The 26,109-nt window shown below is 66.3% G+C and carries 29 protein-coding genes; 12 read left to right on the top strand and 17 right to left on the bottom strand.

Annotation, left to right across the window (positions count from 1 at the left end):
• Positions 1–57 precede the first annotated feature (57 nt).
• Genes OHA42_RS11010 through OHA42_RS11000 form a run of 3 tightly spaced genes read right to left on the bottom strand, consistent with a single transcriptional unit; the run spans position 58 to position 2,959 of the window.
• Positions 58–1,491, bottom strand: coding sequence for an NAD(P)(+) transhydrogenase (Re/Si-specific) subunit beta (locus tag OHA42_RS11010; RefSeq protein ID WP_406239279.1), 1,434 nt, complete (start codon positions 1,489–1,491; stop codon positions 58–60).
• Entirely contained in the window at positions 1,491–1,841 is a 351-nt protein-coding gene (locus OHA42_RS11005; RefSeq protein ID WP_406236657.1) for an NAD(P) transhydrogenase subunit alpha, read from the bottom strand. The genes OHA42_RS11010 and OHA42_RS11005 overlap by 1 nt, the downstream gene beginning before the upstream one ends.
• Entirely contained in the window at positions 1,841–2,959 is a 1,119-nt protein-coding gene (locus OHA42_RS11000) for a Re/Si-specific NAD(P)(+) transhydrogenase subunit alpha (RefSeq protein WP_406236656.1), read from the bottom strand. The genes OHA42_RS11005 and OHA42_RS11000 overlap by 1 nt, the downstream gene beginning before the upstream one ends.
• A gap of 406 nt (positions 2,960–3,365) precedes the next feature.
• On the opposite strand from OHA42_RS11000, the gene OHA42_RS10995 reads away from it, so the two are divergent.
• Genes OHA42_RS10995 through OHA42_RS10985 form a run of 3 tightly spaced genes read left to right on the top strand, consistent with a single transcriptional unit; the run spans position 3,366 to position 5,338 of the window.
• Positions 3,366–3,857: an HIT family protein gene (locus tag OHA42_RS10995; RefSeq protein ID WP_406236655.1), complete on the top strand. Its 492-nt coding sequence runs from the start codon at positions 3,366–3,368 to the stop codon at positions 3,855–3,857.
• Positions 3,854–4,693 (top strand): maleylpyruvate isomerase family mycothiol-dependent enzyme, encoded by an 840-nt coding sequence (locus OHA42_RS10990; protein ID WP_406236654.1) that lies wholly within the window; start codon positions 3,854–3,856, stop codon positions 4,691–4,693. Before OHA42_RS10995 ends, OHA42_RS10990 begins: the two co-directional genes overlap by 4 nt.
• A gap of 6 nt (positions 4,694–4,699) precedes the next feature.
• The gene (locus OHA42_RS10985) at positions 4,700–5,338 is read left to right on the top strand and encodes a Type 1 glutamine amidotransferase-like domain-containing protein (protein ID WP_406236653.1); all 639 of its coding nucleotides are present in this window, start codon (positions 4,700–4,702) and stop codon (positions 5,336–5,338) included.
• Here the strand turns inward: OHA42_RS10985 and OHA42_RS10980 are convergent.
• Positions 5,335–5,826 carry a GtrA family protein gene (locus OHA42_RS10980; RefSeq protein WP_406236652.1) on the bottom strand — a complete coding sequence of 164 codons (492 nt, stop codon included), beginning with the start codon at positions 5,824–5,826 and terminating at the stop codon, positions 5,335–5,337. The genes OHA42_RS10985 and OHA42_RS10980 overlap by 4 nt on opposite strands.
• Positions 5,827–5,897: 71 nt before the next feature.
• Positions 5,898–6,209, bottom strand: coding sequence for a hypothetical protein (locus OHA42_RS10975; RefSeq protein ID WP_406236651.1), 312 nt, complete (start codon positions 6,207–6,209; stop codon positions 5,898–5,900).
• A 228-nt stretch (positions 6,210–6,437) separates the two neighbouring features.
• On the opposite strand from OHA42_RS10975, the gene OHA42_RS10970 reads away from it, so the two are divergent.
• On the top strand, positions 6,438–7,796 hold the full coding sequence (locus tag OHA42_RS10970; protein WP_406236650.1) for an FAD-binding oxidoreductase: 1,359 nt from the start codon (positions 6,438–6,440) through the stop codon (positions 7,794–7,796).
• Positions 7,797–7,860: 64 nt separating this feature from the next.
• On the top strand, positions 7,861–8,145 hold the full coding sequence (locus tag OHA42_RS10965; protein ID WP_328409737.1) for a GNAT family N-acetyltransferase: 285 nt from the start codon (positions 7,861–7,863) through the stop codon (positions 8,143–8,145).
• Positions 8,146–8,208: 63 nt separating this feature from the next.
• Here the strand turns inward: OHA42_RS10965 and OHA42_RS10960 are convergent, their stop codons facing one another.
• The 6 genes from OHA42_RS10960 to OHA42_RS10935 all read right to left on the bottom strand — a co-directional run bounded on the left by OHA42_RS10960 (position 8,209) and on the right by OHA42_RS10935 (position 13,540).
• The gene (locus tag OHA42_RS10960; protein WP_406236649.1) at positions 8,209–8,619 is read right to left on the bottom strand and encodes a hypothetical protein; all 411 of its coding nucleotides are present in this window, start codon (positions 8,617–8,619) and stop codon (positions 8,209–8,211) included.
• Between the two features lie 13 nt (positions 8,620–8,632).
• Positions 8,633–9,367, bottom strand: a complete 735-nt coding sequence (locus OHA42_RS10955) for a DUF6875 domain-containing protein (RefSeq protein ID WP_406236648.1) — start codon at positions 9,365–9,367, stop codon at positions 8,633–8,635.
• A gap of 479 nt (positions 9,368–9,846) precedes the next feature.
• Positions 9,847–11,007, bottom strand: coding sequence for an acyl-CoA dehydrogenase (locus OHA42_RS10950; protein WP_406239277.1), 1,161 nt, complete (start codon positions 11,005–11,007; stop codon positions 9,847–9,849).
• A gap of 171 nt (positions 11,008–11,178) precedes the next feature.
• Positions 11,179–11,841 (bottom strand): TetR/AcrR family transcriptional regulator, encoded by a 663-nt coding sequence (locus OHA42_RS10945; protein WP_406236647.1) that lies wholly within the window; start codon positions 11,839–11,841, stop codon positions 11,179–11,181.
• Between the two features lie 30 nt (positions 11,842–11,871).
• Positions 11,872–12,375: a 5-(carboxyamino)imidazole ribonucleotide mutase gene (gene purE, locus OHA42_RS10940; protein WP_406236646.1), complete on the bottom strand. Its 504-nt coding sequence runs from the start codon at positions 12,373–12,375 to the stop codon at positions 11,872–11,874.
• Entirely contained in the window at positions 12,365–13,540 is a 1,176-nt protein-coding gene (locus OHA42_RS10935) for a 5-(carboxyamino)imidazole ribonucleotide synthase (RefSeq protein ID WP_406239275.1), read from the bottom strand. Before OHA42_RS10935 ends, purE begins: the two co-directional genes overlap by 11 nt.
• A gap of 241 nt (positions 13,541–13,781) precedes the next feature.
• On the opposite strand from OHA42_RS10935, the gene OHA42_RS10930 reads away from it, so the two are divergent.
• On the top strand, positions 13,782–14,324 hold the full coding sequence (locus OHA42_RS10930; RefSeq protein ID WP_364906333.1) for a GtrA family protein: 543 nt from the start codon (positions 13,782–13,784) through the stop codon (positions 14,322–14,324).
• Position 14,325: 1 nt separating this feature from the next.
• Here OHA42_RS10930 and OHA42_RS10925 read toward each other — a convergent pair whose 3' ends face one another.
• From OHA42_RS10925 to OHA42_RS10915, 3 genes are read right to left on the bottom strand one after another with little or no spacing between them, the layout of a single operon-like run.
• Positions 14,326–15,633, bottom strand: a complete 1,308-nt coding sequence (locus OHA42_RS10925) for an ATP-binding protein (RefSeq protein WP_406236645.1) — start codon at positions 15,631–15,633, stop codon at positions 14,326–14,328.
• 1 nt (position 15,634) lies between these two features.
• Entirely contained in the window at positions 15,635–16,312 is a 678-nt protein-coding gene (locus OHA42_RS10920; protein ID WP_328409720.1) for a response regulator transcription factor, read from the bottom strand.
• 40 nt (positions 16,313–16,352) lie between these two features.
• Positions 16,353–16,910 carry a PH domain-containing protein gene (locus OHA42_RS10915; RefSeq protein WP_406236644.1) on the bottom strand — a complete coding sequence of 186 codons (558 nt, stop codon included), beginning with the start codon at positions 16,908–16,910 and terminating at the stop codon, positions 16,353–16,355.
• A 205-nt stretch (positions 16,911–17,115) separates the two neighbouring features.
• Between OHA42_RS10915 and OHA42_RS10910 the strand changes: the two genes are divergently transcribed.
• Positions 17,116–18,069 carry an acyl-ACP desaturase gene (locus OHA42_RS10910; protein WP_406236643.1) on the top strand — a complete coding sequence of 318 codons (954 nt, stop codon included), beginning with the start codon at positions 17,116–17,118 and terminating at the stop codon, positions 18,067–18,069.
• 54 nt (positions 18,070–18,123) lie between these two features.
• Here OHA42_RS10910 and OHA42_RS10905 read toward each other — a convergent pair whose 3' ends face one another.
• Together OHA42_RS10905 and OHA42_RS10900 are read right to left on the bottom strand one after the other, a co-directional pair.
• Positions 18,124–18,924 carry a biotin--[acetyl-CoA-carboxylase] ligase gene (locus tag OHA42_RS10905; RefSeq protein WP_406236642.1) on the bottom strand — a complete coding sequence of 267 codons (801 nt, stop codon included), beginning with the start codon at positions 18,922–18,924 and terminating at the stop codon, positions 18,124–18,126.
• Between the two features lie 85 nt (positions 18,925–19,009).
• Positions 19,010–19,198 (bottom strand): hypothetical protein, encoded by a 189-nt coding sequence (locus OHA42_RS10900; RefSeq protein ID WP_406236641.1) that lies wholly within the window; start codon positions 19,196–19,198, stop codon positions 19,010–19,012.
• A 216-nt stretch (positions 19,199–19,414) separates the two neighbouring features.
• Here OHA42_RS10900 and OHA42_RS10895 point away from each other — a divergent pair, with 216 nt between their 5' ends.
• From OHA42_RS10895 to OHA42_RS10885, 3 genes are all read left to right on the top strand, one after another.
• Entirely contained in the window at positions 19,415–21,055 is a 1,641-nt protein-coding gene (locus OHA42_RS10895; RefSeq protein ID WP_406236640.1) for an acyl-CoA carboxylase subunit beta, read from the top strand.
• Positions 21,056–21,194: 139 nt separating this feature from the next.
• On the top strand, positions 21,195–21,521 hold the full coding sequence (locus OHA42_RS10890) for an acyl-CoA carboxylase subunit epsilon (protein WP_328409708.1): 327 nt from the start codon (positions 21,195–21,197) through the stop codon (positions 21,519–21,521).
• Between the two features lie 78 nt (positions 21,522–21,599).
• Positions 21,600–22,235: a Maf family protein gene (locus OHA42_RS10885; protein WP_406236639.1), complete on the top strand. Its 636-nt coding sequence runs from the start codon at positions 21,600–21,602 to the stop codon at positions 22,233–22,235.
• Here OHA42_RS10885 and OHA42_RS10880 read toward each other — a convergent pair.
• Positions 22,161–22,976: a helix-turn-helix transcriptional regulator gene (locus OHA42_RS10880; protein ID WP_406236638.1), complete on the bottom strand. Its 816-nt coding sequence runs from the start codon at positions 22,974–22,976 to the stop codon at positions 22,161–22,163. The two genes, OHA42_RS10885 and OHA42_RS10880, sit on opposite strands and share 75 nt — an antisense overlap.
• A gap of 166 nt (positions 22,977–23,142) precedes the next feature.
• Here OHA42_RS10880 and OHA42_RS10875 point away from each other — a divergent pair, with 166 nt between their 5' ends.
• Complete coding sequence (locus OHA42_RS10875; RefSeq protein WP_406236637.1) at positions 23,143–24,057, top strand: sulfurtransferase; 915 nt, start codon at positions 23,143–23,145, stop codon at positions 24,055–24,057.
• 155 nt (positions 24,058–24,212) lie between these two features.
• Positions 24,213–26,021 carry an acetyl/propionyl/methylcrotonyl-CoA carboxylase subunit alpha gene (locus OHA42_RS10870; RefSeq protein WP_406236636.1) on the top strand — a complete coding sequence of 603 codons (1,809 nt, stop codon included), beginning with the start codon at positions 24,213–24,215 and terminating at the stop codon, positions 26,019–26,021.
• Positions 26,022–26,109 lie beyond the last annotated feature (88 nt).

The following is a 26,109-nucleotide window of genomic DNA, read 5'->3' as shown; positions in this document are numbered from 1 at the left end:
GAGAGAGCTCGTGCACCAGGGGTTTGGAGCAGTGCGAATGCTGCGCTTTTGCCGTCTTTACAGCGCCTTCAGTTCCTCGGTCACCGCGCCGACGGACTTCTTGGCGTCGCCGAACAGCATGGAGGTGGTATCGGCGTAGAACAGCGGGTTGTCGATACCGGCGAAACCGGAGTTCATCGAACGTTTGAGCACGATGACGCTCTTGGCCTGGTCGACATTCAGCACCGGCATGCCGTAGATCGGCGAGGACGAGTCCTCCCGCGCGGCCGGGTTGGTGACATCGTTCGCACCGATCACGAGGGCGACATCGGTACGGCCGAATTCGCCGTTGATGTCGTCCATTTCCTTCATGGCGTCATACGAGACTTCGGCCTCCGCCAGGAGCACGTTCATGTGGCCGGGCATGCGTCCCGCCACCGGATGGATGGCGTACTTGACTTCGACGCCCTTGGCCTCGAGCAGCTCCGCCATCTCCTTGACCGCGTGCTGCGCCTGGGCGACGGCCATACCGTAACCGGGCACCACGATGACCTGGTTGGCATACGCCATCTGAATCGCGGCATCGGCGGCCGAGGTGGCCTTGGCCTGCTTGGCCTCGCCATCGCCGCTCGCGCCGGGAGCCGCCCCGCCGCCACCGAATCCACCGGCGACGATGGCCGGGATGGACCGGTTCATCGCCTTGGCCATCAGGTTGGTGAGGATGGTGCCGGACGCGCCGACGATCATGCCCGCCACGATCATCGCGGTGTTGTTCAGCGCGAGACCCGCTGCGGCAGCCGACAATCCGGTGAGCGCGTTGAGCAGCGAGATGACCACGGGCATGTCCGCGCCACCGATCGGGAGCACGACCGCGAGGCCGAGCACGCCGGCGAGCACGAGCAGCGCGATCATCCACAGCTGCGACACACCGTCATCGGTGGCGCCGATACCGATCACCACGGCCGCCGTGATCGCGCCGAGCAGCAGCAACAGGTTCAGCGGTTGCTGAAGCTTGCCGAGGCCGATCGGACGGCCGGGCAGAATCTCCTGCAGCTTGCCGAAGGCGATCAGCGAGCCCCAGAACGAGATCGAGCCGATGATCGCCGCGAACAGCGAACCGACCACGATGTGCACGGTCGGCTCTTCATCGAAGCTCGAAAAGCCCTGGCTGTTGATGAATTCCGACCACGCGATCAGCGCGACCGTGCCACCGCCGACACCGTTGAACGCGGCGACCAACTGCGGCATCGCGGTCATTTTGGTGAACTTCGCGGGCGGCACACCGAGGGCGATACCGACCACGAGCCCGGCGATGATCAAGATCCAGTTACTGGTGTGGCGCACCGAGATCAGCGTCGCGACAACCGCAATGAACATGCCGACCGCGGCGATCAGGTTGCCGCGCACCGCGGTCTTCGGACCGGTCAGGCCCATCAGTCCGTAGATGAACATGCCGAAGGCCACGATGTAGAGGCCGTTGACCAGATAGGTCACATTGTCGAAGGTGTGCATCACTTATCCGCCTTTACCGGCGCAGAGTCCCCGGGTCGCTCCGCAGGCTGCGCTCCCGCGGCCTTCTTGCCCTTGAACATGCCGAGCATCCGGTCGGTGACCACGAAACCACCGATGACGTTCAGCGTTCCGAACACGACGGCGACGAACAGAATGATCTGCGTCAGGATCGAGGGATCCTGCACATTGCCGAGGGTGACCAGCGCACCGAGCACGACGATGCCGTGAATGGCGTTGGTGCCCGACATGAGTGGAGTGTGCAGCGTATTGGGCACCTTGGAGATGACGGCGAAACCGACGAACCCGGACAGCACCAGGATCGCGATGTTCGCGAGCAGTTCGGTGTACATCAGGCATCACCCTCACGTGTCACGCAGGAATCGGCGAGCACCTGATCGTGGAAGTCGGGCGCGAGCTTGCCGTCGACCAGCATCAGTTCCAGCAGTGCCGCAATGTTCTTCGAGTACAGCTCGCTGGCGTGCTCGGGCATGGTGGCGGGCAGGTTCAGCGGCGAGGCGATGGTGACCTCGTGCTTGACCACGACCTCACCCGGCTCGGTGAGCTCACAGTTGCCGCCGGTCTCACCGGCCAGGTCGACGATCACGCTGCCGGGCTTCATGCCCTCGACTGCCGCGGCGGTGACCAGGCGCGGTGCCGGGCGGCCGGGCACGAGCGCGGTGGTGATCACCACGTCGAAGCCCTTGATGGCGTCTTCCAAAGCCTGCTGCTGGGCCGCCTTTTCCTCGTCGGTGAGCTCACGGGCGTACCCGCCTTCACCGGCGGCGTCGATGCCGAGGTCGAGCCACTGCGCACCGACCGAGCGCACCTGATCGGCGACCTCGGGCCGCACGTCGTAGCCGGTGGTGCGGCCGCCGAGGCGCTTGGCCGTGGCCAGCGCCTGCAGTCCGGCGACACCGACGCCGAGCACCAGCACGGTTGCGGGCTTCACGGTGCCCGCCGCGGTGGTGAGCATCGGAAAGAAGCGCGTCGATTCCGACGCCGCGAGCAGCACAGCCTTATAACCGGCGACGTTGGCCTGCGAGGACAGCGCGTCCATCACCTGGGCGCGCGAGATGCGCGGGATGGCCTCGACCGCGAAGGCCTGCACCCCAGCCGACTTCAGCGCATCGATCTGGTTCTCGGCGTTGCGCGGCGCGAGGAAGCCGATGAGGGTCTGTCCGCTGGACAGCTTCGCCACCTCGGCGTCGCTCGGCGGGGCCACCTTCACGACCACCTCGGCCGACCACGGGTCGCCGATCGTCGCGCCTGCCTCGACATAGGCGGCGTCGGGAATGAGCGCGCCGAGACCGGCGCCCGATTCGACCACCACGTCCACGCCGTGCTTGCGCAGGCTGGGGATGATCTTCGGCACCAATGCGACACGCCGTTCGCCCGCGTTTGACTCGCGAACGACGCCGACCCGCGCGCCACGTGGCGACTGATCGCCTACGCTCTGCGTTGTCTCCACTTGTCAGACTTCCTTCTCGTGCTGAGCTTCAAGCAACCGGACGACGGCCGGACGATGTTACTTCAGAGTAAGTTCGTCCAAATCCTCGCAACTGTACCCGGCTCGCGGTGAGCGTAGCTGAGATGCCCGTCACATATTGATGCCGGATTCCACCGGTATGCCGGTTTCGGGGTGTTGGGGCGGACATGGTCGGTACCTCCGGCACTGGCGATTGATCAGGACTTACCGCGCTCTGATAGTTGTCGCCGCAGGTGAACGCGACAAGACCGTACGTAGAAGTCCTTTACTTACCCCGAGGTTCGAGAACTGGTCAGCGGCTCGACACACCGACCGACAGTGACGTGCATCATGCCGAATGCCGCATTCGGGGTATGCCGCGCTCGTCGTACGCCGTATGGTCGGCGATGTGAACGACTGCGTCTTCTGCCGCATCGCGGCGGGCGAAGCCCCGGCGACGAAGGTCTACGAGGACGACACACTGTGCGCATTCCTCGACATCCGTCCCATCGCCCGCGGCCACACGCTGGTGATACCGAAGCGCCACGCCACCGAGCTGGAGGACCTGGACGCCGAGCTCGGCGCACACATCTTCCGGGCCGGACACCGCCTGGCCCTGGCAATTCGCCGCAGCAGCCTGGCCGCCGACGGCGCCAATCTCGTCCTCAACGACGGCACCGCGGCCTTCCAAACCGTGCCGCATGTGCATCTGCACGTGATACCGCGCAGATACGGCGACAAGCTGCGCTTCGCGGCCGGACTGCTACTGCGCCGACCGCATGACCCCGCGACCACCGCCGCGGCCATCAAGGGCGGGATCGCGGCGCTGGACAACGAAGAAGTTCCGAGCACCGACGAGGCAGCGCCAACCGGCCGCGCCGAGAAAGGACCACAACGATGACCGACCCGACCCTGGACCGGACCGAGCTGATCGGCACGCTGTCCGACCAGTGGGACGCCATCGCGACGCTGGTCTCGGATCTCGACGACGACCGTTGGCGCACACCGTCTGCGCTACCGGGCTGGACGGTGTTCGATGTGGTCGGCCATGTCATCGGCACCGAATCGTGGCTGCTCGGCGAGCGCCCGCCCGCGCACGATCCGACCAGGGAGAAGACAGATGTGCGCGCGCTCCCCTATGTGCGCAACGAGACCGCCGTCCTCAATGAGATCTGGGTCGACCGGTTGCGCCCGCTGTCGGGTCCCCGACTGCTCGGGCTCTACCACGATGTCATCGACCGCAGGCGCGCGGCGCTCGCGGCGCTCGGCGACCCCGAATGGCAGGCCGAAACCCCCTCCCCGATCGGCCAGGTCAGCTACGGCCGTTTCATGCGGGTGCGGCTGTTCGACTGCTGGATGCACGAATTCGATATCGCCGACGCGCTCGGCGTGTCCGTCGAGGAGGGCGGCAGGCGCGGCGAACTGGCGTTCGCAGAGTTCGCCGGTGCGATCCCGCGAGTGGTCGTCAAGCGCGGCAAGGCACAGGACGGTTCACGGATCACCTTCGAGCTGACCGGCCCGCTGGCCAGGACGCTGCATATCCAGGTGGCGGGCCGGGCGGCGTACGTGGACGAGTTCGACACCCCCGCGGACGTCGAGATCCGCTTGGACTCCGGGCTTTTCGTCCGCCTCGGCGGCGGAAGGACCACCGCCGACAAGCACCTCGACGCGATCGCCATCAGCGGCGACGAACAGCTCGGCCGGCAACTGGTGCACAATCTGGCCTTCACGCTCTGAGACGCGGTGCGACTGTTCCTGTCGAGCTACCGATTCGGGGCGCACTACGACCGGCTCGCCGAGCTCGTCGGCAAGCCGGGCCGGGTTGCGGTGATTCCCAACGCCTGTGATGCCTGGCCCGCGGCATGGGCGGGCGCGGTCACCAGCGACACGGTGCCGCTACGCAAGCTCGGCTATACGCCGGAGACGCTCGACCTGCGCGATTACGTCGGACGCGCAACGGAATTGGAGCGGACGCTGGCCGAATACCCACTGGTGTGGGTACGCGGCGGCAATACTTTTGTGCTGCGCGCCCAATTCGCCCGCAGCGGAGCAGATCTGGCGCTGCGGAAGTTACTGGCCGCCGACGCGCTCGTGTACGCGGGATACAGCGCGGGGGCGTGCATCATGGCCCCGGATCTGCACGGCCTCGACGAGATGGACGATCCCGCCGAAGTGGCGCCGACCTGCGGTGTCGAACCTCGGTGGGACGGTATGGGATTGGTCGATCACCGGATCGTGCCGCACATCGACTCCGCGACGGACCCGGACGGTTACGGCAACCGGCTCGCCGCGCGCTACCGGGCCGAGGGCACTGCGCACTGGGCGCTCACCGATGACGATGTCGTAGTTATCGATGGCGACAAGACCGAGGTGCTGCGCTAGCCGGACGTTCGGGCGTCCGTGCGGCGGAACACCACCCAGCGCATCGCGCTGTACATATAGACCGCTTCGCAACCACCTGCCAGCAGCCTCGACAGATGGTACTCGAGGCCGAGGGCGGTCAGCCCACTGCCGACCCCGAGGATGAACGCGACGTAGTTGATCGCCACAACCACCGTATACACCACCGCCTGCCTGCCGACCGGCGCATGCGAATGGAAATTGAAGGTGCGATTGAGCACGAAGCTCAATCCGAAGGCGCACACGTAGGCCACCGTCACCGACAGCCAGACCGGAAGCCCCCACCAACCGTGGAACACCGTCAGCAACACCAGGTCGACGCCGAAGGTGCAGCCGTTGATCAGCGCGAAGCCGAGGAAGGTCGGGGCGACAAGACCATCCAGGCCCCAGGGCAGGCGCGCGACAACGGCCACGCACCAGCGGGTGAACCTGTCGGCAACGGTGTCGGTGGTCGTGGCAAGGCCTGGCACGCCGCCAGCATGGCAGCGGCAGGTGTCCACGAAGTGATCGTCGGGCAAACCGGCAGGTCGAACGGCCGCAATCAGCCGATCTGGGTGAGCGGAGGCCGGCGGTCGAGCGCCGACCACGCGGCCAGACAGCGTCTGCGAGTCACGTCGTCGGCCTCCGCCAGCAGTGCGTCGAGCAGGACGAGCGGGTCTTGCCGCCATTGCTCGGCGACGGTCGTCAACGCTGCTTTGTCGAAGACCCCGGAACGATCCAGCGCGGTGAGCCATTCGCCGAACTGGCCGGCATGAATTCGGCTCAGCACGCTCGCATCGATGCCACCGGCGACGAACTCGTGCGAGAACATCGCCGCGACCAGCTCGCGGTAGTCCGGTGAAACGACCTGCATCAGTGCCTCCTCCAAACGCCCAACGCTCCCTCGCCTGGATTCTTACCACCACTGGGCCCGAGCACCACTCCCCACCGGCGAGGGCACCACCGCTAGCTGGCCCGGCCCCAGCCGATGCGCAGGTCTGCCCCGCACGGCGCGGGCCGCGAACCCGACCGGCCGAACACGCCCGCTGCCTGAGCACAGGGCGCCGGGTCCGGCCACGGTCGAGCAGATACCGTGACCTGTGTGGAACTGGATGACCTGATCGCTCGGCTGCCCGACGGTGCGGTACTGACCGACGCCGATCTGCTCGCAGGCTATCGACAGGACTGGGCGCGTGACCCCGATGCCGGCGCTCCGCTGGCCGTCGTGCGCGCCACCAGCACCGACGATGTCGTCGCGACGCTACGTTTCGCACACGAGCACAAGATCGCGGTGGTCCCGCGCGGCGCCGGGTCCGGACTGTCCGGCGGCGCGACGGCCGTCGAGGGTGGCATCGTGCTGAGCACCGAGCGCATGCGCGCCATCGCCGTCGACCCGGTCACCCGCACCGCGGTGGTGCAGCCCGGACTGCTCAATGCCGAGGTCAAGCGCGCGGTCGCCGAGGAAGGACTGTGGTATCCACCGGACCCCTCATCGTTCGAGATATGTTCGATCGGCGGCAACGCCGCCACCAACGCCGGTGGTCTGTGCTGCGTGAAGTACGGCGTGACAACCGATTACGTGCTCGGTATGGAGGTGGTGCTCGCCGACGGCACCGTAGTGCGTCTGGGTGGTCCCCGACTCAAGGACTCGGCCGGACTGTCGCTGACCAAATTGTTCGTCGGCAGCGAGGGCACCCTCGGCGTGATCACCGAACTGACACTGCGGCTGCTGCCCGCGCAACCGCCGCAGAGCACGGTGGTCGCCTCGTTCGCGACGCTGACCGCCGCCACCGACGCCATTCTCGGCATCACCGGAAAGCTGCGGCCGTCCATGCTCGAGTTCATGGACGCGGTGGCGATCAACGCGGTCGAGGACGAGATGCGGATGGGATTGGACCGCAACGCGGCGGGCCTGCTGGTCGCGCGCTCGGACGCACCGGGCGAATTCGCCCGCCACGAGGCCGAAATCATGGTGGCCGTGTGCGAGCAGGCGGGCGCCACCGAGGTCTTCCACACCGAGGCCCCCGAGGAGGGCGAAGCCTTCACCGCCGCACGACGTTTCGCCATTCCGGCGGTGGAGAAGCTCGGACCGCTGCTACTGGAGGACGTCGGAGTGCCGCTGCCGCGCCTCGGTGACCTGATCAACGGCGTCGCGGCGATCGCGGCACACAACGACGTGATCATCTCGGTGATCGCGCACGCGGGCGATGGCAACACCCACCCGCTGATCGTGCACGACCCGACCGACGCCGCCATGACCGAACGCGCACACCGCGCCTTCGGCGAGATCATGGATCTGGCGATCGCGCTCGGCGGCACCATCACCGGCGAGCACGGAGTCGGCAGGCTGAAGAAGGCGTGGCTGCCCGATCAGCTCGGCCCCGACGTGATGGCGCTGACCCGGCGTATCAAGGACGCGCTCGACCCGCATGGCATTCTCAATCCCGGCTCGATTCTGTAGACCAGGCCAGACCCACACCACAGCCGCAGGAACATTCCCGGTCGAGAAGGAGTTTCACCAGATCATGACCACCAGGCTCGAGCACAACGCCGCCGATACCCGCTTCGAGATCTATATCGACGACACCCTCGCCGGGTACGCCGACTACGCCGAGGCCGAGGACACCAAGGTCCGCGACTTCCACCACACGATGACCTTCCCCGAATTCCGCGGCCGCGGCGTGGCCGCCCAGGTGGTCGAGTACGCGCTGAACGAATCGCGCGGTGCGGGCTTCACAGTCATCCCCACCTGCTGGTATGTCGAGAAGTACATCGCCGAGCATCGCGAATACGCCGACCTGGTCGCCTAGTTCCCGGCGCGGCCGACGGCCGACGCCTACTCCCCCGCAGATACCGCGCGAGGATCGGACCGATCACCTCGAGGCCCTGCGTGTAGCGGGCCGCACGCTCGGCCAGCGGACCGGCGGCCGGTTTGCCGTCCGCAACACCGGGTGATTGCAGGCCGTAGATGCCGCGGCCTCCGGGCCCGCACCCGATTCGATCAGTCTGTGTGCCAAGCGATTCGACAGTCGGTCCAGTTCCCCGTAGGTCAGCGTGCGAACACCGCACACCACCGCAGGGGCTGCTGGACCGGCCGCGCGCTGCCCGGTGTCGAGCACATCGGACAGCAATCGCAGTGTGGGAACCTCCGGCCCGTGCACGCCATTGTGCAGCCGCCGCTCATCGTCGAGGAAATATTCGAGGTCCCGCACCGCCGTCTCCGAGTCGACGGAGCCGAGCCCACCTACCAGTGCGGCCGCCGCGAACGAAGATCCGAGCGTCATTGCAGTTCTCCGGTCAGGAGGCCGGCCTCGGCCCAGTGGACACGGACTTCCCGTTGGCCCTGCCATGGGTCCTGCTGTCCGACGCACTGCTGGACGTCACTGTCCGGTCCGCTGCCGGCCGGTCCACTGCCGTCGTGCTGCCGTCGGATCCGGCGGCAGGCGCTGCCTCGAACTGGTACGTCAGGACATCGGTGCTCGAACTTGCGGTCAACCGGCTCACCACCGCCTCCCGCACGTAGGCGGGCAGCGCGGGCGCGAACTTATTGACGTAGGCCGCCATCCACTCCGGCCGCTCCAGCAGGAACGGAAGATCGGTGGCCACCATGCTGCGCACGACAAATATCGGAATCGGAGCGTCGAGCGGGCGGTTCCCGTTCCACAGGCCGGGCTGGTCGCATCCCGGATAGAACTGCCCGAGCATCGTGCCGCGTTCGACGAATGCCGACCTGAGCTCGTCGTGCAGGTCATCGATCAGGGCGTAGTCCCGCACGTCCGGCAGCACGGTGAGCAGCGTGCGCAGCACCGCCGCGCTGCCTTCGGTGGGCGGCAGGGTGGGGAGCAGCTCCATCGCATCCAATAGCACCAATCGTACGAACGACGGCCGCGGCAGCGTGCCGGATATTCGGCCGACCCACATCAGATCGCTGCGGAAGGATGGCCCGACAGGGGGGCACACCGGGCCGTCGCGACGGAGCTCAGGATGCGTCACGGTCAAATGATCTTGTGCCCAGGTCTTGACGACGTCCATGGTGGACCTCGTGAACGGGCATGCAATTTCGCCTGTGGACAGCGGGATCCAATTCATCCCCGACCGTGGTCCGATAACGATCTTTGTCATAAATTCACCTCGTCTCACGTCACGAGGTCCAGTCTGCACCTGTCCTACAAGTTTTTACTAGGTATTGGATACAAAAATTTCCGAGGCAGCGGGGACACATAATCAAGTGAAAGAACTGATAACGCCGCCCGGACCTGCGGCGATATAGATAGATGGCGCCTTTTCGCCAGCGCGACCAAAGATCGCGATTGCTTCAAGCGCAAATCAGCGCGACGCGTCCGAATTCGGTTTCGAACTATCTGTGCTCCGAATATGTTTCAAAATAGCTCTTGCGGAGGATACAAGTCGACAACCGATCAGCGTCGAAATTATTTCGATGGGGGATCATGTCCCGAAAAACAGGGTGGCCCGAGGCGAACGCCCCGGGCCACCCCCCAATGAATACCTGCTCAGCCACGCAGCAGCGCGCGCGACATCACAACGCGCTGGATCTGGTTGGTGCCCTCATAGATTTGCGTGATCTTGGCGTCGCGCATCATCCGCTCGACCGGGAAGTCGGTGGTGTAGCCCGCGCCGCCGAAGAGCTGAACGGCGTTGGTGGTGACCTCCATGGCCACGTCGGAGGCGAAGCACTTGGCGGCCGCGGAGATGAAGCCGAGGTTCTTCTCACCACGCTCGGCGCGGGCAGCCGAGGTGTAGACCATGAGGCGGGCGGCCTCGATCTTCATCGCCATGTCGGCGAGCATGAACTGGGTGTTCTGGAAGTCGGCGATAGCGGTGCCGAACTGCTTGCGGTCCTTGGTGTAGGCGATCGCGGCGTCCAGGGCGCCCTGCGCGAGGCCGACAGCCTGCGCGCCGATGGTGGGACGGGTGTGATCGAGGGTCTGCAGTGCGGTCTTGAAGCCGGTGCCCGGCTCGCCGACGATGCGGTCACCCGGCACCCGGCAGTTCTCGAAGTACAACTCCGCGGTGGGCGAGCCCTTGATGCCGAGCTTGTGCTCGAGCGGGCCGACCACGAAGCCCTCGTCGTCCTTGTGCACCAGGAATGCCGAGATGCCGTTGGCGCCCTTGTCCGCATCGGTGACCGCCATGACGGTGTACCAGGAAGACTTGCCGCCGTTGGTGATCCAGCACTTGGAGCCGTTGAGCACCCAGTCGTCGCCGTCCTGCTTGGCACGGGTGCGCATGCCCGCGGCATCGGAGCCCGCCTCACGCTCCGACAGCGCATAGGAGGCCATCTCGCCGCCGACGATGTCCGACAGCACCTTCTGCTTGAGTTCCTCGGAACCGTTGAGGATCAAGCCCATGGTTCCGAGCTTGTTGACGGCCGGGATCAGCGATGACGAACCACAAACGCGCGCAACCTCTTCGATCACGATGCAGGTCGCGACCGAGTCCGCACCCTGGCCGCCGTAGGCCTCCGGCACGTGCACCGCATTGAAGCCAGAGGCGTTGAGCGCGGTCAGCGCCTCCTCGGGGAAGCGGGAGTTGGCATCGACGTCCTTGGCGTACGGGGCGATTTCCTTCTCCGCGAGCCCGCGGATGGCCGCGCGCAGCTCGTCGTGGAAGTCCTCGAGCTTGAACAGGTCGAAATCGGGGTTTCCCGCCATGGGGGCACGCTCCTGGTCGTCGGTCGTGATCACTGTGTCCCGAAGCAACACGGAACATCCAGCTCCTCGGCACTCAGTGCCAGATTATCGTCAAGTATACGCCCGCATCACAAGGTCAAGTGCAGTTATTCGATGGCACCGAGTGTCATCTACCACATACTATGATTCCCGTCACAGATTACTCAGCCGACGGGTCACGAGATCGGCGACCTGTCGTGGCGGCATGTCACGCGGAAACACCGCGACCACCATGTCCTCAGCGCCCGTCGCACGCCCCGCGCCCCGAGGGATCGCCGCCAACTCCACCCGCAGGTCCGCAGCACCCGCATCGGACTCCCCGCGGACCATCCGTCGCAAGAGATAGTTGTGCGTCGCCGTGACCGTCGCCGCGAACTGCACCCGCGCCAGATCAGGAACCTCGGGCAGCCGCTCCCGCAGATAGTCCGTGAACAGCCGCTCGTAACGGAACACCGTCACGATCTCCCGCTCGCGCAGCGCGGGCACCCGCCGCACCACTCGATACCGCCGCTCCGCGATCTCCCGCCACTGCGTGAACCGCTCGAACACCTGCACCACCGCGGCACACACCGCCTCCCACGGATCCCCCTGTGCGGCGGCGAGGGACTCTGCCGCCTGCGCCAACTGCGACTCGTGATCGGCGAAGATCACGTCTTCCTTCGACCGGAACTGCCGAAAGAATGTCCGCCGCGAAATCCCCGCCGCCTCGGCGATCTCGTCCACCGACGTCGCCTCGTACCCCTGCTCGGCGAACAGCCGCAGAGCATGATCAACCACCGTCAGCCGAAACCTGGCCGTATCGTCGTCGTTTGCCACCGGACCACCGTAGTCAGGCGGGTCGACCGACTACCCGAGCAGCTTGGTGCGCAGCGCCTCGTCCTTCTGCAGGACCATCTCTTCCAGACCGGCCTGGAACTGTGCCATGCGGGCCCGCAGGGCCGGGTCGGCGGCGGCGAGGATGCGGACAGCGAGCAGCCCGGCATTGCGGGCGCCGCCGATGGAGACGGTGGCCACCGGGACGCCTGCAGGCATCTGGACGATCGACAGCAGGGAGTCCATGCCGTCGAGGTACTTCAAGGGGACAGGGACGCCGATCACCGGGAGAGGGGTCGCCGAAGCGACCATGCCGGGCAGGTGGGCCGCGCCGCCCGCGCCCGCGATGATGACCTGAAGACCGCGGCCCGCCGCGTCACGGGCGTAGTCGAGCATGCGCTGGGGCGTGCGGTGCGCGGAAACGACGCCGACCTCGAAGCGAATACCGAACTCCGCCAAGGCTTCCGCCGCGGCCTCCATGGTCGGCCAATCGGAGTCGCTGCCCATGATCAGGCCAACTTGCGGTTCATTCGCCATGGGGATCCCATCCGTCGGTCCACATCGCGTGCGACATCCACCGTGCCGCGCGCTCAGCCTTTTCTCGCACCACCGCGACGTCGTCGCCGAGCACGTTGATATGCCCGATCTTGCGGTCCTCGCGTTCACCCTTGCCGTACAGGTGCACCTTCGCATCGGGCATCCGCGCGAACAGGTGGTGCAGGCGCTCGTCCATCGACATCGCCGGCGCCTCGGGGGCGCCGAGAATATTCGCCATCACGGTGACCGGGGCCAGCGGGCTGGTATCGCCGAGCGGATAGTCGAGCACGGCGCGCAGGTGCTGTTCGAACTGGCCGGTGCGGGCGCCGTCCATGCCCCAGTGCCCGGAGTTGTGCGGGCGCATGGCCAATTCGTTCACCAGCAGGGTGCCGTCGTGAGTCTCGAACAGTTCGACGGCCATGGCGCCGACCACCCCGAGCGCCTTCGCGAGGTTCAGTGCCAGCGTCTCCGCCTCGGCCGCCAGATCCTCCGCGAGCTCCTGCGCAGGTGCGATCACCACCGCGCACTGTCCGTTGCGCTGCACCGTCTCCACCACCGGCCAGGTCGCCGCCTGACCATAGGGTGAGCGCGCCACCATGGCCGACAGTTCCCGCTTCAGGTCCACTCGAGCCTCGGCGAGCAGGTGCACACCGTGCACGAGCTGGTCGTCGACGATCGCCTCTGCCTCCGCCGCCGTCTCGGGCATCCAGACACCGCGACCGTCGTAGCCACCACGCACCGCCTTGAGCACCATCGGCCATCCGTGCTCGGCACCGAAGCGCACCGCGTCGGCCGCCGTGGTCACCGGCGTGAACGCGGGCACCGGCAGCCCCAGCTCGGACAACTTGGTGCGCATCGCCAGCTTGTCCTGCGCATAGATCAACGCCTGCGGCGGCGGCTGCACGTTCACGCCCTCGGCGACCAGCGCCTCCAGGTGCGCGGTCGGCACGTGCTCATGGTCGAAGGTCAGCGCGTGCGAGCCGACAGCGGCCTTGCGCAGCGCAGCCAGATCGGTGTGGCTACCGAGCACGACCTCCGGGCTCACCTGCGCGGCCGGATCGTCCTGGCGCTCGGCGAGCACGCGTAGACGCTGCCCCAGGGCAATGGCCGCCTGGTGGGTCATGCGCGCTAGCTGGCCGCCACCGATCATGGTGACGGTGGGCATGACAGACGGATCGAAGGAACGTGGGCTCACGATTGCGCCTCGCTAACGCTCGGCTCCGTCGTGCGCCCGCGCGCTGCATCCAGGGTTCGCTCGCTGCGCTCCCTCACGACTGCGCCTCGCTAACGCTCGGCTCCGGCATGAGCCGGGCTGCTGTGTCGATGGTTCGCTCGCTTCGCTCCCTCACGTCTGCCAATCTTGTCACGTCGAGCCCGAATAACTGCTACCGGTACACTCGGGCCTTGTGTCATTCGTCGACGACGTGGTCAACGTCCTCCCCCAACCGCTGCGGGAGATCGCGTACCGCCACCATGAGCTGATCAAATTTGCCATCGTCGGCGCTACCACTTTCGTGATCGACAGCGGCATTTTCTATGCGCTGAAGTGGACGGTCCTGGATACCAAGCCGGTCACCGCCAAGATCATTTCCGGCGTCATCGCCGTGATCGCGTCCTACATCCTCAACCGCGAATGGTCGTTCAAGAATCGCGGCGGGCGTGAGCGCCATCACGAGGCGCTGCTGTTCTTCGGTGTCAGCGGTGTCGGCGTCGTGCTCGCCTTCCTGCCGCTGTGGGTGTCGAGCTATGTCTTCGATCTGCGCCAGCCCAACGTGAGTTTCACCGTCGAGAACATCGCGGACTTCATCAGCGCCTTCATCATCGGCAATCTGCTACAGATGGCCTTCCGCTTCTGGGCAATGCGCCGCTGGGTTTTCCCCGACGAAATGCAGGAGATCGTCGAGGAATTCGAGGATCTGCTCGAGGAAGAGCAGCTCGGCCACAGCTGATTCAGCGCGGTTCGGGCACTCCGCTCGCCGACCGGATGGGCGTGGTCGCCCCGAGGAACACCGCGAATAATGCGGGCCTGCGCCGCTGCAACTCCAAGCGCCCGCCGTCGGCCTCGATCAGCGCCCGCGCCAAGGCCAACCCGACACCGGTCGATCCGCCCGCCGAAAATCCCCGATCGAAGATGTGCGGCGCGAGTTCGTCACGCACACCTTCGCCCTCGTCGGCCACTTCGACACACACCAGCGGCTCCCGATCCCGCCCTGGGCGCACTGTGCGCACCGACACCGTGCAGGTGCCGCCACCATGCATGAGGGCGTTGTCGACGAGCACCGCGACCGCCTCGCGCAACCGCGACCCGGTGATCGGCGCGCACAGCGACTCGTCACCGATCAGCGACAGCGTCCGGCCCGCCTCGCTGAACGGGTGCGTCCATTCGGTGACGACACCGCGCAACTCGGCCATCACCGGCACCGGATCACGGTCCGCCGCGTCCTCGTCCCGCGACGCGCGGACCAGGTCGTCGATCGCCTCGGTCAGCCGGTCGACCTGCGCCATCGCCTCCTCGGCCTCGTGCACGACATCGGGATCGGTGTGGGCGGACAACTCGTCCAAGCGCAGCCGCACCGCGGTCAACCGGCTGCGCAGCTGATGCGACACGTCCGCGACCAGGGCATGCTCGCGTTGCAGCCGGCCCGCGATCTCGACGGTGGCCGAGTCGAGCACATCGGAGACCCGGTCGAGTTCGGAAATGCCGTGCCTGCGCGGATCGGGCCGGAAGTCGCCCTTGGCCAGCCGTGCGGCCCGTGCCGCCACGTCGCGCAGCGGATCGGCCACCCGGCCCGCGGTGACCATCGCGACCGACACCGCCGCACCGAGCGAAGCGAGCACCGCAAGCGCCACCACGGCAACGGCCTGTCGCTGCCTGACATGCATCGGCCCCGACGGCACCTCCAGGCGCAGCGAGCCCGCGGTTCCCATCGACAGCGACTCCACCAGCGGGTCGGAGACCCGGTCCACGCCGATGTCCAGGCGCGAGGCGTTGTCCTTGGGGGCCGGATAGACGATGGTCAGCCTGCCGCCCGCGGGGACGAGCGGGCGCACCGATCGCTGGTCGAACTCGTCGGTCACCATGCCGTCGCCGTGCTCCTGCACGATGACCTCCGCGGCGATCCGCTCCAGCCTGCTCTGCAGATCATTGCGGGTGATGTCCTCGACCCACAGCCAGGCGGTGTAGATCAGCGGAACGCCGAGCACCACCGTGGTGATGGTCAGCACCGTGAGGATGGATCGCAGAATTCTGCGGCGCATGTCAGTCGGTGTTCAGCCGGAAGCCGACGCCGCGGACGGTGACGATGCGCCGCTCGGCCATCGGGCCCTCGTCGCCGATCTTGCGCCGCAGCCACGACATGTGCATGTCCAAGGTCTTGGAACCGCGCAGCTCGGCGTCGCCCCAGACCTCCCGCAGGATGGTCTCGCGCGGCACCACCTGGCCCGCGCGATCGATCAGCACCTTGAGCAGTTCGTATTCCTTGTTGGCCAAACCGATCTCGACGCCGTTCACCAGCACCCTGCGGGCCGCGGGCTCCAGCCTGATACCGCCGACCTCGACGACATCGTCACCGATTCCGCTGCGCCGCAACAAGGCTCGCACGCGAGCCAACAGCTCGGCGAGGCGGAACGGCTTGCCGACGTAGTCGTCGGCGCCCGCATCGAGTCCGACGACGAAATCCACCTCGTCGGTGCGCGCGGTGAGCATCAGCACGGCCAGATCCGCGCCGCGAGCGCGCACCTGGCGGCACACCTCCAGCCCGTCCATACCGGGCAGGCCGAGGTCGAGGATGAGCAGATCGTGGTTGCCCTCCAACGCGCGCTTCAGCACGGCGGGCCCGAAGCGCTCGACCGTCACCGAATACCCCTCGCGCCCAAGGGCTCGGGACAGCGGCGCGGCAATGGCCTCGTCGTCTTCGGCCAGGAGTACGGCGGTCATGACCCCAGATTACGGATCGGCGCGACAGCGACCGGGCATCTCATCGGTGGCCGCCGCCGGGTGTGCCGTGGCGACCGCGATCGTCCCACCGGTCCCCATTGCCCTGCGACTCCTCGAACACCTGGCGATACAGCAGCGCATGCACCTGTTGCACCTGCGGGATGTCGTCGTATTCGAGTGGTTCTTCCGAGGAAGAGCCGATGATCAACGTCCCGGTGCCGAGCAGCCGGTCGAAAAGACCGTGCCGGAACTGCACGCTGGAGATACGACTCATCGGAATATCGATGCCGGTGTGCGTGATCACGCCCTGACGAATGAGGACCCGTCGGTCGGTCACGATGAAATGGGTCGATTTCCAACTCAGAACCGGTGCGACACAACGCCATCCGAGGATGCCGAGCCAGGCGACCAGGATGACGCCGAGCAGGATCGACCGCGTGGTGGCTTCGGTGTTCCGCCAGGCGAGGCCACCGAGGAAACCGGCCACCGCGGTGGCGACGATCAACGTCACCGCCGGCCAGAACAGCATTTTCCAATGCGGATGACGATGGAGTATCAACTGCTCGTCCGGCGCGAGCACCTCCTCCGGATAACCCATGCCGGAACCCTACCGTGGCAGATGGCAGAATGCCTGGACACCGGGGCGCGCCGTGCTGCACAATCGTCACCTCGCGCAGCCTCCATCGCGCCCGAGATTCTCCCGTTCGCTCAAGTGATGTCCGCTCGACCTAGCTGTGAACGCTCTACCTGCGGAAAAGCCAAGTCCTGCTAGACAAACTGTCGATACGACCGTGGAGGCCCGAGTGACCAAGAATCTGACTCAGCTGGAAATCCTGACCGAACTCGAACCGGTAGCCGAAGCGAACCTGAACCGGCACCTGTCAATGGCGAAGGATTGGCACCCGCACGACTACGTCCCCTGGGACGAGGGCCGCAACTTCGCGGCGATGGGCGGGACCGACTGGGCGCCGGAGCAGTCCAAGCTGAACGAGGTCGCCAAGGCCGCGATGATCACCAATTTGCTCACCGAGGACAACCTGCCCTCCTACCACCGCGAGATCTCCGAGCACTTCTCCGCCGACGGCGCATGGGGCACCTGGGTCGGCCGCTGGACCGCCGAGGAGAACCGGCACGGCATCGTCATGCGCGACTACCTGGTCGTCACCCGCGGCGTGGACCCGGTCGCGCTCGAAGAGGCCAGGATGATCCATATGACCAGGGGTGTGCACTCCCCCGAGTACTGGAGCGGGTTCCTGGTGAACGTCGCGTATGTGACCTTCCAGGAATTGGCCACCCGGGTCAGCCACCGCAACACCGGCCGGGTCTGCAACGACCCGATCGCCGACCGCATGCTGCAGCGCATCGCCACCGACGAGAACCTGCACATGATCTTCTACCGCAACCTGTGCGGCGCGGGCCTGGATCTGGTCCCCGACCAGGCCATGGAGGCGATCACCGGGATCCTCGCCAATTTCGTCATGCCCGGCCACAGCATGCCGAACTTCCGCCGCAACGGCGTGCTGATGGCCAAGCACGGCATCTACGACCTGCGCCAGCACCTCGAGGAAGTGGTGCAGCCGGTACTGAAGAAGTGGAACATCTTCGAGCGCAACGACTTCGGTGCGCGCGGCGAGGCCGCCAGGGAATGGCTCGGCGAATACCTGGAGAAGCTGGCGGGCGATGTACTCAAGTTCGAGGAGCAGCGCGATCGAATGTTCGCGCGGGAAGCTGCCAAAGGCATCATGCAGCCGGTGTGAGTTCACTGTTCGCGGCCCCGGCGAAAGCCGGGGTCCCACAGTGGGGCGGAAGGCTCAGGCTTCGGCGCGCAGGTGGGTGACGTCGCCTGCGGACACCGCCTGATCGCCGATCAGCAAGCGCCCGGTGGCGTCGACGTCGGTGGCCGTGCCGGTCAGCGTTTGCCCGCCGGGCAGCTCCGCGCGCACCCGCGCGCCCAGCGTGGAACACCGCTCCCGGTAGGCGGCGATCAGATCGGTTGTCGCCCAGTTCGCGTCCTGCCACGCCGTGAAGCGTCGAGCGAATTCGGTGAGCAGCGACCGCGCCAGCAGCGTGCGGTCGGTGTCGGCGGCACCGGCCAGCGTCAGTGAAGTGGCGTGCGGCACCGGCAGTTCCGCCTCGGTGAGGCTCACATTCAGGCCGATGCCGATCACCACGGTGGGTGCGCCGTCGCCCGCCGCGACCTCGGCCAGAATGCCCGCGACCTTACGGCCGTCGATCAGTACATCGTTGGGCCACTTGAGAGTTGCGGCCACGCCCGACGTCGAGCGCACCGCATCGACCACCACGACCCCGGTGAGCAGCGGCAGCCAGCCGAGTGCTGCCGGGGCAACACCGGGCAAGCGCACCAACAGCGACATCGACAGCTGCGCTCGTGGCGGGCTCACCCAGGATCTGGCATGCCTGCCGCGGCCGTGCTCCTGAGTTTCCGCCAGGAGCACGCTGCGATCCGCATCCGGCTCCCCGGCTCGCGCAATCAGGTCGGCGTTGGTGGACCCGGTCGACTCCAGCACATCGATGCGGGAGAAGAACGACAGCTCGGGCAAGTCGGTGAGACTGCGCCGCAACTGTTCTGCATCCAACGGTGGCCTGTGCACATCGGCAGGCTACTCGGTGCCGATCGGCTTACCCCGATAGGTCGGCGGAGCCGTCACCATCGAGGTAAGCCGACGCATGCTGCGGTCAGCAGACGAGGTCGTACTCGCGAATCGGTGCTCGCATACCGGAGATATTCGCCTCGTCGCCTTCCCCTTCGTCCGCCTCGGCCCAGAATTCCGGGTCGACGACGGTCGGTTGCGGAGGCGTGGTCTGCCAGCTCGTCCAGGTCGCCGCGGTGGCAAATTCGGCGACGGTCCTACCCCATTCCCACATTGTTTTGCTCCTCCCCTGAGCCGAAAACCGGACGCCTTCAGGCTATCTGGGCATCCACACGCGGCACCAATTATTTTCTTGTAGGGAAACGCGGTAATCGACCAGGAATTTTCTGTCCGATGTCACAACGCAACGTGATCTAGCTGCGGTTTTCTACTCACTGGTAGCCGGTGCTCGTTTCGTACAAGCCACTGGTACTCGTTACACTCCGGAGCCATGACGAGTGTCCAGCAGCAGCCCTCCTCGGAATCGGCGGGCTCCCCCGATATCCACACCACCGCTGGGAAGCTGGCTGACCTGCGGAATCGGCTGGAAGAAGCCAAACACCCGATGGGTGAGGCCGCAGTCGACAAGGTGCACGCCAAGGGCAAGATGACCGCCCGCGAGCGCATCCTCGCACTGCTGGACGAGGGCTCCTTCGTCGAGCTCGACGCGCTGGCCCGCCACCGCAGCGTGAACTTCGGCCTGGAGAACAACCGTCCGCTCGGCGACGGTGTCGTCACCGGCTACGGCACCATCGACGGCCGCGACGTCTGCATCTTCAGCCAGGACGTCACCGTATTCGGTGGCAGCCTCGGCGAGGTCTACGGCGAGAAGATCGTCAAGGTGATGGATCTGGCGCTGAAGACCGGCCGCCCGCTCGTCGGCATCAACGAGGGCGCCGGCGCGCGTATCCAAGAGGGCGTCGTCTCCCTCGGCCTCTACGGCGAGATTTTCCACCGCAATATCCAGGCCTCGGGCGTGATCCCGCAGATCTCGCTGATCATGGGCCCGGCCGCGGGTGGTCACGTGTACTCCCCCGCACTCACCGACTTCGTGGTGATGGTGGACGGCACCAGCCAGATGTTCGTCACCGGCCCCGACGTCATCAAGACGGTCACCGGCGAAGACGTCACCATGGAGGACCTCGGCGGCGCGCACACTCACATGACCAAGTCCGGTGTGGCGCACTACGTCGCCTCCGGCGAGCAGGACGCCCTCGACTACGTCAAGGATCTGCTGTCCTACCTGCCGAGCAACAACCGCGCCGAGGCACCGCGCACGGCGCCGACCGACCCGATCGACGGCGCCATCGAGGACTCGCTCACCGACGAGGACCGCGAGCTGGACACGATCATCCCGGACTCGCCGAACCAGCCCTACGACATGCACGAGGTCATCCGTCGCCTGCTCGACGACGACGAGTTCCTCGAGGTACAGGCCGAGCGTGCGATGAACATCATCTGCGGTTTCGGACGCGTCGACGGCCGCAGCGTCGGCATCGTGGCCAACCAGCCCACCCAGTTCGCGGGCTGCCTCGACATCGACGCCTCCGAGAAGGCCGCGCGCTTCGTGCGCACCTGCGATGCCTTCAACGTCCCGATCATCACCCTGGTGGATGTGCCGGGCTTCCTGCCCGGCACCGGCCAGGAATACAACGGCATCATCCGGCGTGGCGCGAAGCTGCTCTACGCCTACGGCGAGGCCACTGTGGGAAAGATCACGATCATCACTCGTAAGGCCTACGGCGGCGCCTACGACGTCATGGGTTCCAAGCACATGGGCGCCGATGTGAACCTGGCCTGGCCGACCGCTCAGATCGCCGTGATGGGCGCCTCCGGCGCCGTCGGCTTCGTCTACCGCAAGCAGCTGCAAGAGGCCGCCAAGAACGGAAACGACGTCGATGCGCTGCGGCTCGAGCTGCAGAACGAGTACGAGGACACTTTGGTGAACCCCTACATCGCCGCCGAGCGCGGCTATGTGGACGCGGTCATCCCGCCCTCGCACACCCGCGGTCAGATCGTCTCGGCGCTGCGCCTGCTCGAGCGCAAAATGGTCACCTTGCCGCCGAAGAAACACGGCAACATTCCGCTGTGATGAAGCGATAAACCGTCATGGGCCGCGCACACTGGATGATAGAGCTGCAATTCAGTCGCTTCCAGAGGAAGATCATTTCATCGGTTCCACATCGAGTCGGGGAATAGGCCCGACCGATATAGAGAAAGGATCTGGCACTGTGACGACCGTGGCAGAGGAAGATGTGTTGACCGCCGTCGAACTGGAGCTCACAGTCGACCCGATCACCGACGAGATCGAGGTGGCCGTGGATCTGGTCGCTCCGGCCGCCGAATCGGGCGGACAGCCGTTCATTCGCATCGTCAAGGGTTCGCCGAGCGACGAGGAGGTCGCGGCACTGGTCTGCGTGCTGACCGCGGCCGCCAACAGCGCCGCCGCCCGCTCGACCGGCCCGGCCGACAACTGGGGCCGACCAACCTTCATGCATCGCGGCAGTTCACCGTTCTCGCCCTACGCTTTCCCGCAGCTGTCGCACCTGCGCGACTGACGTGCATCGACGCACCGAGCCGACCATCGACACCACCGCTTCGAGGCATGTCGCGACCGAACGCAACGGAGCGCCGTCGTGACCCGGCTGGTTCTCGCGTCCGCCTCGCCCGCCCGCCGCGAAGTGCTGCGCTCGGCGGGCATCGACCCGATCGTGCGAGTGTCGGATGTGGACGAGGACGCCGTCGCCGCGGCGCTGCCGGACAACACGCGACCGCAGGTCGTCGTGGTCGAGCTGGCCAGGGCGAAGGCCATGTCGGTTGCCGCCGTGATTCCCGAATTCGCCACCGATTGTGTGGTGGTCGGCTGCGATTCGATGCTGCTGGTCAATGGCGAACTACAGGGCAAGCCACACACTCCCGAGGTCGCACGGACCCGTTGGGCCGAGATGGCCGGGCGGAGTGCGGATCTCATCACCGGACATTGCGTCCTGCGGATGCGGGACGGAGCGGTCGTCGCCGAGGCTGTCGACTGCAGTTCCACTACAGTGCATTTCGCCAAGCCCGAACCCGAGGAACTGGACGCCTACATCGCGACCGGTGAGCCACTCCAGGTGGCGGGCGCGTTCACCCTCGATGGCATGGGCGGCTGGTTCGTCGATCGCATCGACGGCGATCCGTCCAGCGTGATCGGGATCGGTCTACCACTGCTGCGCCGACTGCTTGGCGACGTTGGGATCGGCATTGCGCAGTTGTGGGGCCACGCGGCCCGCTGACGGTGTCGCGATCCGCGGCTCGGCGGCGGTGGCCTCGGCACCGACCGGCACCGTCGTCACAACTACGGACGCGTCCCGGCCGGTGTCGGGCTCCCGTCGCATCTCCTGCGCCATGAGCTCCAGTCGCACGACACAGAGCTCCGGCTCGACGAACGGGTGCAGCCGCACATTCACCGCACCGCGGTCCCCGCCACGATCGAGCACCTCTTTGATCAGGCCGAGATGCACTCCGCACACCACCTCGGAGTGCGTGCGCGCGAGTTCACGCAGTGGGCAGGCCGTCAGTCTGATCGGCGCCTGCTCGTCGGCCTCGGTGGCCTGTTCGCGTTCCGGCGCGAAGCCGAGCTCCGAAAGCAGCGTCATCGCGAGGTCTTTGGCCTCCTCCAGCGTTTCGACGTGCTGGTCACCGACATCCAGCTTGGCGCCCCATGCACGCCCGGCGGCGATGGCCGCCTCCGAACGACGTCGCGGATCGGGGCCGAGCTGGTCGGCGAGTACCTGCGCGAGTTCCTGATAGCCGACCGATCGCTGCACCGCGCTGTATCCGATACGCGGGCGCCCGCGGCCACGGGGCGGCTGCTGGAATTGCCGCACCAGGGATTCCTTGGTGAGCACGTCCAGATGAAACCGAACCGTGGTGACGTGCTGTCCGGTGATTCTGGCCAGTTCCTGGGCGTCGAGAGGCTCACTGGCGCCACGTAGGATCGCGAGCAGTCGCCGCCGCGGCCAAGAATCGGACATAGCTCACCCCTCCTCCTGGGAGACTTTATCGGATGTGGGTGCGATTTATTCGCCCATTAAGCCGATTTGTGATCTGAAACGAGAGTCACTATCGCCTCACACCTACCATCGCTGTGAGACCCGAACCGCTGTAACCACCGTCTACCACGCGTGAAGGACCCACACCGTGCCCGTTGCCAAGGACCCTCATCCCTCATTCGGTTCCTACGCTCAGCCTCACCGACTGGTAACCACGGAGTGGCTGTCGGCAAACCTGGGCGCCCGCGGACTCGAGATCGTCGAGTCCAACGAGGACATACTGCTCTACGACATCGGACACGTACCCGGCGCCACCAAGATCGACTGGCGTGGCGACCTGAATGATCCGGTCACGCGTGACTATATCGACGGTGTCCGTTTTACCGAGCTTATGCGCGCAAAAGGAATCGAGCGCGACGACACGGTGGTGATCTACGGAGACCGGGGCAATGCGCAGGCGGCGCACACCGCGTGGCTGTTCACACTCTTCGGGCACGAGGATGTCAGACTGCTGGACGGCGGACGCGACGCTTGGATTTCCGAGGAACGCGACACCACCTTCGATCTGCCGTATCTCACGCGCAGCGAATACCCCACCGTGCGTCGCGACGACAGCACCGCGCGCGCCTTCCGCGAGGACGTGCTCGGCCACCTCGGCAGGCCGCTGATCGACGTGCGCTCACCGGAGGAATACTCCGGCGAACTCATCCAGCCACCGATCAATCCCGAGGATGCCGCGCTGCGGGGTGGACATATCCCGACCGCTGTGAATATCCCGTGGACCGAGACTTTCAATTCCGACGGGCGATTCCGTTCCCGCACCGAACTCGACGAGGTCTACGGCGCGCTGGCCGCACCGGACGAGCTGATCGTTTACAGCCGGGTCGGTGAGCGGTCCAGCCATACCTGGTTCGCACTGACGTTCCTGCTCGGATTCGACACGGTGCGCAATTACGATGGCTCGTGGACGGAATGGGGCAACTCGGTGCGAATGCCGATTGCCAAGGGAGCTGAACCAGGCGAGGCTCCGGCCGGTACATCACGTAAGACCCGCAGCAGATAAGGCCTACGCCACACCCGACGCCCTGGTGTGATGTGCGACCTACTGTTCGGTAGGGCTATCCGAGTGCAGTGTCTGTTGGCAGACTGCCTACACTCGCCCGAGACGTAAGTTTGATCGACCACGGGGCGACCAAAAGATTGCACACAGGAGGCTCAGTGCCCAGCCATGCCAGCGCGCGGATAACGAAGGTACTCGTAGCTAACCGAGGCGAGATCGCCGTGCGCGTGATCCGGGCGGCCAAAGATGCCGGAATCGGCAGCGTCGCGGTGTACGCGGAGCCGGACGCCGACGCCCCATTCGTGAAGCTCGCCGACGAGGCCTTCGCCCTCGGCGGTCAGACCTCGGCCGAGTCGTACCTCGTGTTCGACAAGATCCTCGACGCGGCGGCCAAGTCCGGCGCCGACGCCATTCACCCCGGCTACGGATTCCTCTCCGAGAACGCCGACTTCGCCCAGGCCGTCATCGACGCCGGGCTCATCTGGATCGGCCCGTCGCCCCAGTCGATCCGCGACCTCGGTGACAAGGTGACCGCACGCCACATCGCCGAGCGCGCGAACGCGCCGATGGCCGCGGGCACCAAGGACCCGGTCAAGAACGCCGACGAGATCGTCGAGTTCGCCAAGCAGTACGGCGTGCCGGTCGCGATCAAGGCCGCCTTCGGTGGCGGTGGCCGCGGCATGAAGGTCGCGTACTCCATCGAGGAGATCCCCGAACTGTTCGCGTCGGCGACCCGCGAGGCGGTCGCCGCATTCGGGCGCGGCGAGTGCTTCGTCGAGCAGTACCTCGACAAGGCCCGCCACGTCGAGGCGCAGGTCATCGCCGATCAGCACGGCAATGTGATCGTCGCGGGCACCCGTGACTGCTCGCTGCAGCGTCGCTTCCAGAAGCTGGTCGAGGAGGCTCCGGCCCCGTTCCTCACCGACGACCAGCGGGCGCGGATCCACGCATCCGCCAAGGCCATCTGCAAGGAGGCTGGCTACTACGGCGCGGGCACCGTCGAGTACCTGGTGCAGGGCGACACCGTCTCGTTCCTCGAGGTGAACACCCGTCTGCAGGTCGAGCACCCGGTCACCGAGGAGACCGCAGGCATCGACCTGGTGCGCCAGCAGTTCCGCATCGCCAACGGCGATGAGCTGGAGTTCAAGGAAGATCCGGCCCCGCGTGGCCACTCTTTCGAGTTCCGCATCAACGGTGAGGATGCCGGTCGCGGCTTCCTGCCCGCGCCCGGCCCGGTCTCGGTGTACCGGGAGCCGAGCGGCCCTGGCGTGCGCGTGGACTCCGGCGTGGTCGAAGGCAGCGTGATCGGTGGACAGTTCGACTCGATGCTGGCCAAGCTGATCGTCACCGGCGAGAACCGCACCCAGGCGCTGCAGCGGGCGCGGCGCGCGCTTGCCGAGTTCCATGTCGACGGCCTTGCCACCGTCATCCCGTTCCACCGCGCGATCGTCGAAGACCCGGCGTTCGTCGGGGACGGCGAGAAGTTCGACGTCTACACCAAGTGGATCGAAACCGAGTGGGTCAATAACGTCGAGCCGTTCACCCCGGGTGGCGCCGCTGCCGATGAGGACGAGGAGCTGCCGCGGCAGAAGGTCGTCGTCGAGGTCGGTGGGCGTCGCGTCGAGGTGTCGCTGCCCGGTCAGTTCAGCCTCGGTGGCAGTGGCGGTGGCTCGACCGGGGGTAACGGCGCCGGTGTGGTGCGCAAGAAGCCCAAGCCGCGCAAGCGTGGTGGCACCGGTGCCGGTGCGGCCTCCGGTGACGCGGTCACTGCGCCCATGCAGGGCACCGTGGTCAAGGTCGCGGTCGAGGAAGGCCAGTCCGTCGAGGCGGGCGACCTGATCGTGGTGCTCGAGGCCATGAAGATGGAGAACCCGGTCAACGCGCACAAGGCAGGCGTCGTCACCGGTCTTTCGGTCGAGGCGGGCGCCGCCATCACCCAGGGCACTGTGCTCGCCGAGATCAAGTAAACAGCTGCGCACAGCCGAGGTTGTGTCCCGTTAACTGCACATGAGCAACCGCTGGAGCGGGCGCTGGACCCAGACGTCCACGCCCGCT

It is taken from the genome of Nocardia sp. NBC_01009 (genome assembly GCF_045208035.1).
GTDB lineage: Bacteria > Actinomycetota > Actinomycetes > Mycobacteriales > Mycobacteriaceae > Nocardia.
This window is presented reverse-complemented; position numbering and strand designations above follow the sequence as displayed.

Excerpts from the sequence above, each read along its gene's own strand:
- OHA42_RS11010 (WP_406239279.1), bottom strand. The coding sequence starts at position 1,491 with ATGCACACCTTCGACAATGTGACCTATCTGGTCAACGGCCTCTACATC.
- OHA42_RS11005 (WP_406236657.1), bottom strand. The coding sequence starts at position 1,841 with ATGTACACCGAACTGCTCGCGAACATCGCGATCCTGGTGCTGTCCGGG.
- OHA42_RS10990 (WP_406236654.1), top strand. The coding sequence starts at position 3,854 with ATGACCGACCCGACCCTGGACCGGACCGAGCTGATCGGCACGCTGTCC.
- OHA42_RS10975 (WP_406236651.1), bottom strand. The coding sequence starts at position 6,209 with ATGCAGGTCGTTTCACCGGACTACCGCGAGCTGGTCGCGGCGATGTTC.
- OHA42_RS10965 (WP_328409737.1), top strand. The coding sequence starts at position 7,861 with ATGACCACCAGGCTCGAGCACAACGCCGCCGATACCCGCTTCGAGATC.
- OHA42_RS10960 (WP_406236649.1), bottom strand. The coding sequence starts at position 8,619 with ATGACGCTCGGATCTTCGTTCGCGGCGGCCGCACTGGTAGGTGGGCTC.
- OHA42_RS10955 (WP_406236648.1), bottom strand. The coding sequence starts at position 9,367 with ATGGACGTCGTCAAGACCTGGGCACAAGATCATTTGACCGTGACGCAT.
- OHA42_RS10950 (WP_406239277.1), bottom strand. The coding sequence starts at position 11,007 with ATGGCGGGAAACCCCGATTTCGACCTGTTCAAGCTCGAGGACTTCCAC.
- purE (WP_406236646.1), bottom strand. The coding sequence starts at position 12,375 with ATGGCGAATGAACCGCAAGTTGGCCTGATCATGGGCAGCGACTCCGAT.
- OHA42_RS10935 (WP_406239275.1), bottom strand. The coding sequence starts at position 13,540 with ATGCCCACCGTCACCATGATCGGTGGCGGCCAGCTAGCGCGCATGACC.
- OHA42_RS10925 (WP_406236645.1), bottom strand. The coding sequence starts at position 15,633 with ATGCGCCGCAGAATTCTGCGATCCATCCTCACGGTGCTGACCATCACC.
- OHA42_RS10920 (WP_328409720.1), bottom strand. The coding sequence starts at position 16,312 with ATGACCGCCGTACTCCTGGCCGAAGACGACGAGGCCATTGCCGCGCCG.
- OHA42_RS10915 (WP_406236644.1), bottom strand. The coding sequence starts at position 16,910 with ATGGGTTATCCGGAGGAGGTGCTCGCGCCGGACGAGCAGTTGATACTC.
- OHA42_RS10900 (WP_406236641.1), bottom strand. The coding sequence starts at position 19,198 with ATGTGGGAATGGGGTAGGACCGTCGCCGAATTTGCCACCGCGGCGACC.
- OHA42_RS10895 (WP_406236640.1), top strand. The coding sequence starts at position 19,415 with ATGACGAGTGTCCAGCAGCAGCCCTCCTCGGAATCGGCGGGCTCCCCC.
- OHA42_RS10880 (WP_406236638.1), bottom strand. The coding sequence starts at position 22,976 with ATGTCCGATTCTTGGCCGCGGCGGCGACTGCTCGCGATCCTACGTGGC.